Origin of the sequence: Staphylococcus sp. GDB20D11A, assembly GCF_016893255.1 — a bacterium.
Classification (GTDB): Bacteria; Bacillota; Bacilli; order Staphylococcales; family Staphylococcaceae; genus Staphylococcus; species Staphylococcus aureus.
Map to the genome: position 1 here is coordinate 149,182 of NZ_JAFEPJ010000017.1, position 11,597 is coordinate 160,778.

An 11,597-nucleotide genomic window follows, 5' to 3' on the forward strand; every position below is an offset into this window, starting at 1 on the left:
CTCATCTTTATCTTAATTCACATTATAACTTTTTTCGTTATCAAATAACAAATAAATAAGTAAGACAATTTTGAAAATGAGTTGTGTTCATTCTGCTACAAGGACTTTGCACTTAATCGAAATTATTTTTTATTCTTTTGAAAATCAAAATACTACAGTTGCAATGTACCAAATTTGAAGAAGTATAAATAACCTTTAACTTCTTTATTAAGAATCGTTTGAAGCGTATTTTGATAATATTTCATCTGTATCTTATATTTATTTTTTAATTGTGTACCAATTTCTTCATCTGTCATCCCACGGCGACGATTAAATGCATCGGTTTTATAGTCTACAAAATAATGCACACCGTCTTTAACAAAGATCAAGTCAATCATACCTTGAATAATTGAGACGTCTTCGTCTCCTTGTGGCAATTGATCCACTAATGCTTGGTTAACTACAAACGGTAATTCACGATAAACTTGCTCTGCTTCAGCAATAATCGAATATAACTTACTATTGATAAATGTCATTATTTCATCCATACGGATATCTTTTTTCGCATCTGCTTCGATAATATGTTTATCGATTAATCCATCGATATACTGATGTAACTCAACTTCAGATATGCGTTCTTTTTTGAATGGTAAATGTTGCATCACTGTATGCATTAACGTACCAATTTCATTCGCTTTTCGTTTACCTTGTTCACTTAGAAATTTAGGTCGTTCATACGTTGAAAAACCGATACGATATTGCCTTACTCGTTCGTAACTTGTGCCACTTTCTTCTGTTTCATATTGTCTTTTCAATTCAGAAACAGATTGTTTTGAGGGCTTTTTAGTATCATTTACATATGGATATTGATAATCAAGTTGGTGTTTAATTTGTGCTTTAACATCTTCATTACCATTTTGCATAGTTTCTAATTGATTAACCGAACGATATTCATCATTATCTAAAATGGTTTCTGTAGACACATCTTCAAAGTACACAATTGAAATATTTACATTCGGACGACTACTATCTTCAATTTGTGCTATATCTTTTTCAAATTTTAAATCATCTGGAATTGACGCAGATTGATGTTTAGATAAAATACTATAAATAAGATGGAACGGATTTGGTGAAGTTAATCGTTCATTGACAGCAATGTGCTCACCAGAAATAGACAATTGCTCTAGTTCTAGTAATGATTTATCATTTTTCACTCTACCAATTAAATAAAGTTGTTCTTTCGCTCTTGTTAATGCTACATAGACTAATCGCATTTCTTCTGACACAAGTTCTTTTTCAGCAACAGCTCTATATGCAACCGAAGCTAAAGATGGAAATGCCATTTCTTTATCCACATCAAAATAATCCATTCCGAGACCAAATTGCTGATTTAAAATAACTGGTTGTTTCAAATCACGTTTATTAAAATCTTTTGACAATCCAGAATAAATGACAAACGGAAACTCTAGACCTTTACTACTATGAATTGTCATCATTCTAACGACATTATCGTTTGGACCAACTACGTTTTCCTCACCAAAATCTTTGCCTCTTTCAATCAATTCATCGATAAAACGAATAAATTGATATAAACCTCTAAAACTTGAATTCTCAAACTCGATAGCTTTATTAAATAAACCATAAAGATTTGCACGTCGTCCACGTCCACCAATAAGTCCACTAAAGTATTGAATAACATAATGATCATTATAAAATTTATCAATTAACTGATACACCGGATGATCTTTACTATATTGTTGGTAACTTTGAATATCTGATAAAAACATTTTTAATTTATCAACTAAAATGGCATCTGCTGCTTCGTCATTAATGTAATTTACAATCGATTGATAGAAGTAGTCATCATTTGGACTCAATATTCTAATTTGAGCTAATTCGTCTTCTTTGAACTGATATATAACGGAGCGCATTAACCCAACTAAATAAATATCTTGTAATGGATTATCTATCGCTCTTAAAAATGATAATACTAAACGGACTTCTGTTTGTTCAAAGTAACCTTCACGACTATTCACATGGAACGGAATATCTTCATTTTTAAAGGCTTGTTGTAAATTGCGAGCTTGCCCAAAGCTGCGTTCTAGAATAACGATATCCTTGTATGTCGCACTTCTATAGCTTCCTGTTTTCATATCATAAACTTTTTGATGTTCTAAGATATCTTTAACTTGTTCTACTATAAAATGCGCTTCTTGTTCACTACCAGTTAAATCACTATGTTCTTGATCCGCTTCAACAAGCACTTTTAAGTTTACTGGATGGTCCGATTCATCATATGGTGCACCATAATACAATTGTGCTGATTCATCATAATTTACTTCACCGACTTGTTCATCCATCATATGTTTGAATATATAGTTTGTCGTTGACAGTACTTCTTTACGTGAACGGAAGTTTTGCGACAAATCAATTCGACGTCCAGTGCCATCTCCATCTATAGTAAAGCGTTGATACTTTTCAATAAATAAACTTGGATCAGCTTGTCTAAATTTATAAATAGATTGCTTAACATCTCCAACCATAAATAAATTACCATTATGTTCATCACCCGTTTTGATACAAGATAATATTTTCTCTTGAACTCGGTTCGTATCTTGATACTCATCGACCAATATTTCTTGGAAGTGTTGACGGTATGATTCGGCAATTTCTGAAGGCGAACCATCCTCATTAGTTAAAATTTGTAATGCAAAATGTTCATAATCAGAAAAATCCAAAATATTTTTGCTACGCTTTTTTCGATTGAATTCTGACATAACATCTTTCACAATACGCGCAAGGTACTTTACTCGTGGCGCCAATTGTTGCATATCAGCTTTCAAATCATCAGCTTCTCTTGAAAAGTAATCACTTTTCACTTTATCAATTAATGATTTATATTTTTTATACTGAAGTTTAGCATCTTCTAAGGCATCGACCATCATTTCATTTGCTTCTTTAATTTTCGCTGTTACATTAGGCAAACGCGCGCCAAATTCGTGACCAGTTAAATAAGGTATATCAATAAAGCCACCTTCTAAAACACGCCCCATTAAACGTCGTTCATCTTCTATAACAGCTAAATGTTTATCGACGCCATCCATCATACTAAACAAATCATACGCCTTATTTAAAGCATCATATGCAGCTGTGATAAATACTTTAGATAAGTCTGTTAGTAGTTGAATAAGTTGCGCTTGTTGTGCTTCTTCTTCGTATGGTGTCACCAATTGATCCAACCAATTTGTAGGATTTGGATTTGCAACGCTAAAGAAATACAATTGTTTAATAATCATTCGAAACTGATCATCACTTCTATCTGAAGACAATTGCTCTGTTAATTCAATAAAAGCAGGATCAAGGATATCGTAATGTTGTTCTATGACTTCATCTATCGTTTGTTCTAATAATAAAATATTTTCAGCTTCACTGCTTGTTCTAAAGTTCGGGTCAATATTTAATACATCATAATGCTGTTGAATTAATTTCAAGCAAAAACTATGAAGTGTAGATATTTGTGCTTGATGAATTTTGATGCGTTGGTTTTTCAAGTGTGCATTTGCAGGATCAGCAATCGATGCCTCTTGAATACGTTGGTCTACACGATGCTTCATTTCACGTGCACTTAAGTTTGTGAACGTTACGACTAAAAGTCGATCGACATCAATGCCATCACGTAAAATCTTTTGGATAATACGCTCAACTAGTACAGCTGTTTTACCTGAACCTGCCGCGGCTGCAACAAGTACATCTTGTCCAGTTGCGTAAATACTTTGCCATTGCGCGTCAGTCCAAATCACGCCTTGTGGTTTCTCTGGAATTGTCATCTATTGCTCACCCCCAAATTCATCATCAATGTTAATATTTTGAATTGCTTCAATTGGATTTATTGTTTCATCTACAGTTCGATATCGCTTACTATCAATCATGCCATCTACATGACATACCGATTGATAACTACAAAAAGCACATGGCAATTTTTGTTTGTACTTTAATGGTGCAACTTCAGTATGTCCATCCATAATATTTGAAGCTGTTTCTATAAAATTTTCTTTGTTATGTTGGATGAATTTATAAATCGTTGCTTCATCTGCAACTTGGCTGCCTCGTTTACTCAAAGAACCATCTTTATTCAAACCAACTGGCACAATATCTGAAGTGAATTTAGGTTCTAAACGAATATCCAATGCATCAATAACAGTTTGGTCTGCATTCACTAAACCACTCAGCTTAAACTTTTTAATTAAATCTTGTTCTAGTTTATCTTCATCAATATCAGCCCATGATTTAAATTTAATTCTAGGTTCATGTACATGAAAATATAATAATCCGCCTGGTTTCACAATATCTGTTAATCCAAGGCGTTGTTTATTTTGTAAAACGATATCCATGTATGTCATCATTTGCATTTGCATACCATAATATACTTTTGTTAAATCAAGTGTCGCACTACCTTCAGAGGATTTATAGTCAATGATATTAACAAAACTTGTATCATTCTTTGTATACGTATCGATACGGTCAATTTGCCCTCTAATATTAATTGGAATACCTTGAGTTGTCGTTAATGTTTGTGCAATTAATTCGTCATTTGTTCTTGGTTTTCTTCTAAAACTTGTCTCAAAATGTTTTGGCATAAACTTTGAATACGTGCCTTGATATTTTAATGCGCTTAGTGTTGTTTCTACAATAGCGCCAATGCGTCTTGATAAATAACGATAGTAAGCTGAAGAATTTAATAAATTAAACTGAACTTTAGGTAAAATTTCTTCCAATGCTTCATTCGTTAATTGTCTTATTTTTTTCAGGTCTAATTGTTTAAAATCGCCATTAATACGTTCAGATATATATTTTAAAACGGAATGGAAAATATCACCTAAATCAAAGTTTTGAAGTTCATACTTCGTTCGCTCATTTAGTTTCAGACCATGTGACGCATAATGTTTAAACGGGCATTGTTGGTATCCCTCAAAGCGAGACACACTGGCATTAATTTCTTTACCATATAATTCTTTAGACAACGTTTCACCTAATTTTACAGTTTCATTGTCAAACGTTAATGCTGACATTAAATAATCTAAACCTTGATTTAAAAGATCGCTATCTCTAATTACTTGATAAGCATCTAACCAACTATCAGCCACAATTTCATCATCTAACCAAGCACGCAATGCTTCAAATAATGTAATTTTGGTTTGCTTAGCATGTTGCATTAGTGACAATGGGTTAACTTCATGGTATTGAGGAATGTTAGTAATTTCCAATTGGTTGAACAATGATTGAATTTGATTTAAAAATGGGCTGATTTCCTTATCATCACCACTTGATCCCATTAGACTATAAGAAAATGTAACATTCCCCTTAGCTCTAGTCATAGCAACATAACAAACAAATGCTTCATCCATCTGTAAAATATCTGATGTTGAACTTAACTCGACATTAGCCTGCTGTTCAAAGTATTTCTTTTCTTCATCTGTAATCAAGCTTGACGCAGTTACTGGTTGTGGCATCGTACCATCATTCATTCCAACTAAGTAAACATGTTGCTTATTGTCGACTTTAGCCAAATCCATCGTACCAATACTAACTTGGTCCAATGTTTGCGGAATCATAACAAATTCTAATTGTTCTAAACCAATATCAAATACTTCTAAGAAACGTTCCATCGACATTGGTTCATCTCCAAATACTAGAACTAAGTCATCAAGGATTTGAATTAAGCCATTCCATATTTGATCAATTTCTTCCGCCTTTTCATGATTACCATTTAAATCAAGTTCATCTCGCTCTGTCATCAATTGATTTGGCAGTTCAAAATATTCCATACTTTCATAAAAAGCAGTTGCAAAGTCTTTTACAGTTGCCGCTTGTGACATTTGCTTTTCAAAATGTAAAATTTTATCAATGACATCTTTCTTTAACTTAACGACTTGTTCAAATGTGTTACGTTCATCTTCGGTCAGTTTATGCGCTTTACGCCCCATTTTGCTAAAATGTTCGACATTAAATAGCTCATCATCTAACCAACGTTTACCGTATATACCACGTTCAAGTACAAAATTTTCAAGTAAATCAACTAAGTATGCACTTTTTAGATATGATGCCGTTAACACATCAGTCTTCAATAAGCGTAGCATTGGATTAACTTGCCAATTAGATTGAATAACTTCAATCAATGAACGAATCATTTCCATGACCGGATGATGTGTCATCGAACGCTTTGTATCAATGTTATAAGGAATATTATAAAGCGGTAATATGGAATCAAATAAATAAGCATAAGACTCGTCACGATATAAAATAGCAATATCTTGATATCGTAATTGCTTATCACGAATATCAACGATGATACGTCGTGCAATTTCATTTATTTCCTCTCTCATAGTCGCAGATTCTAAAATATTGATATGACCTTGACATGCCACTCGATTGATTTGAAGTGCATCAAATTCTTGTTCAAGATGCTTTAAATCTTGATTATTAAAGCGATATAATTGGTTGAAATATTGACGTTCAATAGAAATATTGAGTTCATTTGCTATTTCTTCAATATGTCGTAACACTTCAGATGGTTTTCTAAATAAACTGAATTGATCGTGGTTACCATCTGTCGTCAATATAATTGTGACACTCTTCGCATATTTAATTAATCCTTTGATTATTAAATACTCAATCGTTGAAAAGTTGTGAAAACCATCAATATATATATCAGCACGTTTTAGCCACTCTGATTTTGGCATACAATCAATAAAATATTGTAATGCATCCTCACCCGTAATAAACTCGTTTTGAATGCGTTGTTCGAACTCTCGATATATTAAAGCAATATCCTCTAACTTATTTTTAGTTCGAGTTTGCATATTTTTATCAGCAATAAAGCTTTCTAAATGTTCAGGCGTTACTGCATATTTTTTAAAATCTTGAATTTGTTCTGTTAATTTTTCACTAAATCCATAATATTTTGCTTGTGATTGATAAAGTTTTAAATATTTTTGTTGTTCTTGAACAATGTTATAAATCATCATTTCCGTTGCAGCTTTAGATAACTTTTGTTCGCTATAACTACCAACTTCTTGGAAAATACGATGACTTAATCGTTCAAAATGCAACACTTCTGTTCTTAAACTACCATTTAATTCCGGATCATTGACAAAGGCTTGTTCTAATTGAAATGTACTTTGAGTTGGCGCAATTAAAATGATTGGATCTCCAAGCGGATCTGCTTTCATTTTTTGTTTTATTTCGGTCAACATTTTCGTAGACTTACCTGTTCCCGCTCTACCTAAATAAGCATGTAATGTCATGACAAACCCTCACTTCCTTTGACACATATTTTAACACAAAGTGATTGTGATTGATTTATTATAAGTTCATTTCGAACGTAGCTTTTATTGTGGTACTGACAAAATAAAACATCGTTTATCAGTATTAAAACCGACAAACGATGTTGTATTTGTTTCATATTAATTTTTAGTATTTTCAGGATTGAAATTATATTTAAATTCGCTGAATGGCCAGAATCTAAATGAAACTTTACCAACAATTTGATCTTCATCAATAAGGCCAAACGCACGGCTATCTTTACTTACTTCACGATTATCCCCAAGAACTAAATATTTACCTTTTGGAATGACATTTGATTTAGGGTTCGCATTCGGTAAATCTTTAACTTGGAAAGTCCCAGTAATGTAATCACCTTGTTTATGTTTTAAATTGTAGTTTAAATATGGTTCATCTTGTTTTTTGCCATTGACATATAATGTATCATTTTTATATTCTACTTTATCGCCAGGAACACCGATGACACGTTTAACATAGTCATCATTTTTGTTTGCATGGAAGACAACTACATTACCTTTTTCCAAACCACCTGTTTTATATCCAATAATGTTTACAGCTACTCGCTCGCCATCTTTCAAAGTTGGATCCATTGATTCACCTTTAATTGTATATGGTGTAACAATAAATTTACCTACTATAAATAAAATGACAAAAGCGACTGCAATTGAAATAATCCATTCCAATAATTCTTTTTTCAATTTTGACACCTCTTTTTAAGATTTGAACTGAATCGTCCATTTTGAAAAAGGATAATATGTCAAACTTATATTACCAATAATATCCTTTTTATCAACTAAACCAAATTGTCTAGAATCATGCTGATTGTTATCATGATCATTTAGCACAACAAAATTGTTAGGCGGTATAATATCTCCATCTAATTCTTTAAAATTGCGCAAACTAAAATCTTTAATTTTTCTGTTCTTGGCATAAGATGCGTCAACCGGTCGGTCATCACGGTATAATTGTCCCTGACGAAACGCCATTGATTGACCAGGTTTGGCAATAATTCGACTAGTATATATCTCGTTACCACGCCTATATGTAATGATATCACCATTATTCAATTGATTAAATGTAACTTTAATTTTATTTACAATAACACGATCCCCTTTGTTAAGGGTTGGTGACATATCATTATTCGGAATGACATGACCAACTATTACAAAAGTTTGTACGAACAGTACAATGATAATAGCAAGTATCAATGAAATCAAATATTTTACAACTTTTTTCACGATGTCACTCCTTTTTCGACCCCATAAAATGCTGTTCTAACTTTTTTCCAACAATCCAAAATACAATCAACACAACTAACATTATTATCCCTCTTAAAGGATGCGTTAAAATTGTAGTAATTTCCTTTCCTAAATAACCTAAAATAATTGTTGAAACTAATTTTGATAATGCCAAAACAATAAAATAATATTTAGGTCTAATATGAGATAGACTCGCTACAAAATTTATTAATGTATTTGGCGTAAAAGGAAAACAAAGTAAAATAAACAATGGGATTAATCCTTGGCGATCAATAAAACTAATCAAGCGTTGAACAGCAGTATGTTGTTTAATTCGCTGCATCCTCTCAGTATTCACCAATCGTTTACAGATCAAATAGACTGTAAATGTTCCAGAAATTAATCCAAGCCAACTAATCAATATACCTAAAATAGGTCCATAGGCTTGAATATTAATTAAAATATAGAGTGCTAATGGAAATACTGGAATAATCGCTCTTATATATAACAATATGAATCCAGGTAAATAGCCAAACTGTCGAAATATCTCAAACCATTCTTCTACTTGATGAAACGACAAATCATCAATCCCTTTCTTTGGCTGAAGATAATTATTCTTACATTATAAAGTTAATTACTAAGTAAAGAAACATTAACATGTAATCATGCTAATAAATCAGTCTCTAGTAGTATAACAATATTATTGTATGGCAGATATTATTTTATCTTTAATTTTCTCTTAACATTCTTCGTCTTAAGTATTTGTCTAAACGTAGGAAACGAGCCTAAGACCTTTATATATATCAGACACTTACTGACGTTGAATACTTGCATTTTATATTTTAAAACTTCCCAATGCTTTTCTAATCCATTGCCCATCCATTACTTAAATTTGTTAAGTTTAACATAAGCCCAACAAATAAAAGCCAATAACAATATGCCACTAAAAACAAAAATATTTATATTCGTTTTTAACGTTACATTAGTATTTAATAACCCATTAAAACAAACAACTGCTGTTAATATTATTAATACTATCTGTATTTTTCTATATAAACTTTCCAACATATACCTCTCTTTAAAGTTTCTTTTACACTGTAAATTATAGGTGCTAATTAAATATCACAAAACTTACCATCACTTCGATGTACAATGTTTATTTTTTATGCTTTTCATTTATAGAAATTATCATCGTCAACAAAACACTAAAAACAGCAATTATTAAAAACAAACTTGTATTCATACTAACCGCCTCCTATAAATATAGTTATCTAATAATAAATACATGTAACTTAATTCTATACCAATCAAAATTTTTAATAATATAAAAAGACAACTTCTATTTAAATAACTCTAAATAGAAATTGCCTTTTCATTTTTATCAATGAACTTAATATTCAGCTCTATATTTATACCATTTTATAGATCACTAATCATTGAAGTAATGTATGTTATAAACGCTCTTCTAATTCTTTTTTCAAGTCTTCAAAACCAGGTTTACCTAATAATGCGAACATGTTTTGTTTATATGCTTCTACACCAGGTTGGTTAAATGGATTTACGCCTAATTGGTATCCACTCATTGCACAAGCAAGTTCAAAGAAGTATACGACATAACCGAAAGTTTCTTCATCTAATTGTGGAATGTTCACTACCATGTTAGGAACACCACCATCAGTATGCGCTAATAATGTACCTTCGAATGCTTTTGTGTTAACTTCGTCGATTGTTTTACCAGCTAAATAATTTAATCCGTCTAGATCATCACTATCTTTTTCAATAGTAATATCATATTTAGGATGATTTACTTTTACAACTGTTTCGAATAAGAAACGACGGCCTTCTTGTACATATTGACCTAAAGAATGTAAATCAGTTGTGTAGTTGGCACTTGAAGGATAGATACCTTTGAAGTCTTTACCTTCTGATTCACCAAATAATTGTTTCCACCATTCATTAAAGTATTGCATAGATGGTTCATAGTTAATCAACATTTCTGTTGTATAACCTTTTGCATATAAAATGTTTCGAATTGTCGCATATTGGTATGCAATGTTTTCTTCTAATTTATCTGAAGATAATTCTTCACGTGCTTTTGCAGCACCAATCATCATAGCTTCGATGTTAATTCCAGCTGTTGCAATTGGTAATAATCCTACTGCTGTTAAAACAGAATATCTTCCACCTACATCATCAGGTACGATGAACGTTTCATAACCTTCGTTTGTAGCCAACTGTTTTAAAGCACCTTTTTCTTTATCTGTTGTTGCAAATATACGTTTTTGTGCTTCTTCTTTACCGTATCTTTCTTCAACTAATTGTTTGAACAATCTAAATGCAACTGCTGGTTCTGTAGTTGTACCAGATTTAGAAATAACGTTTACAGAGAAATCTTTGTCTGCTAAATAATCAACTAACTCTTTAGTGTATGTTGATGATAAGTGATTACCAACAAATACAATTTCAGGGTATTCATTGCTGTTTCTAAATGATGACGTTAACATTTCGATTGCTGCACGTGCACCTAAGTAAGAACCACCAATACCGATGACTACTAAAACATCAGAATTTTCTTTAATGCGTTTTGATGCTTCAACAATTCTTGAAAATTCTTCTTTGTCGTAATCAACTGGTAAATCAACCCAGCCTAAGAAGTCACTACCTGCACCAGTACCTTCATGAATTGTTTTGTGAATTGATTTAACAATTTCTTGTTGTTGTTTTAATTCGTGTTCACCGAAAAATTCTAACGTTTTACTAAAATCTAATTGAATATGAGTCATCTATAAAAGCCTCCTGTTTCATTTAATATCTTAATTTTACTAAGTTTACGTTTGCGATTCAATTCACAAGTTTGTACTTAATCAATAAAATTGATATTTATGTGACGTTTCACACCTATTTTTCAACAAACATTTCTAACTGTCGTCAAACACTCAAACATTTTTATACAATTTGCATGTTTTTTAAAACACTTTTAAACATTGATAAATAAGCATTTACACTTACAAATCTAACTACCTCTATCATATTTTATGA

6 protein-coding genes are annotated in these 11,597 nt (G+C 31.6%); all 6 read right to left on the reverse strand.

Going from position 1 to position 11,597, the window contains the following annotated elements:
* Window positions 1-152: 152 nt before the first annotated feature.
* Entirely contained in the window at window positions 153-3,806 is a 3,654-nt protein-coding gene (addA, locus tag JV528_RS10160; RefSeq protein WP_000154925.1) for a helicase-exonuclease AddAB subunit AddA, read from the reverse strand.
* Window positions 3,807-7,283 carry a helicase-exonuclease AddAB subunit AddB gene (addB, locus tag JV528_RS10165; protein WP_204177194.1) on the reverse strand — a complete coding sequence of 1,159 codons (3,477 nt, stop codon included), beginning with the start codon at window positions 7,281-7,283 and terminating at the stop codon, window positions 3,807-3,809. It abuts the gene before it with no gap.
* 159 nt (window positions 7,284-7,442) lie between these two features.
* Window positions 7,443-8,018 carry a signal peptidase I gene (lepB, locus tag JV528_RS10170; RefSeq protein ID WP_000711897.1) on the reverse strand — a complete coding sequence of 192 codons (576 nt, stop codon included), beginning with the start codon at window positions 8,016-8,018 and terminating at the stop codon, window positions 7,443-7,445.
* Between the two features lie 15 nt (window positions 8,019-8,033).
* Window positions 8,034-8,558 carry a signal peptidase I gene (lepB, locus tag JV528_RS10175; protein ID WP_000758212.1) on the reverse strand — a complete coding sequence of 175 codons (525 nt, stop codon included), beginning with the start codon at window positions 8,556-8,558 and terminating at the stop codon, window positions 8,034-8,036.
* A 4-nt stretch (window positions 8,559-8,562) separates the two neighbouring features.
* Window positions 8,563-9,138: a TVP38/TMEM64 family protein gene (locus tag JV528_RS10180; protein WP_204177193.1), complete on the reverse strand. Its 576-nt coding sequence runs from the start codon at window positions 9,136-9,138 to the stop codon at window positions 8,563-8,565.
* A gap of 871 nt (window positions 9,139-10,009) precedes the next feature.
* The gene (locus JV528_RS10185) at window positions 10,010-11,341 is read right to left on the reverse strand and encodes a glucose-6-phosphate isomerase (RefSeq protein WP_000148855.1); all 1,332 of its coding nucleotides are present in this window, start codon (window positions 11,339-11,341) and stop codon (window positions 10,010-10,012) included.
* Between the last annotated feature and the right edge of the window lie 256 nt (window positions 11,342-11,597).

What these genes read in the sequence shown, in the direction of transcription:
- JV528_RS10185 (WP_000148855.1), bottom strand. Translation starts at nt 11,341, where the DNA reads ATGACTCATATTCAATTAGATTTTAGTAAAACGTTAGAATTTTTCGGT.
- addB (WP_204177194.1), bottom strand. Translation starts at nt 7,283, where the DNA reads ATGACATTACATGCTTATTTAGGTAGAGCGGGAACAGGTAAGTCTACG.
- addA (WP_000154925.1), bottom strand. Translation starts at nt 3,806, where the DNA reads ATGACAATTCCAGAGAAACCACAAGGCGTGATTTGGACTGACGCGCAA.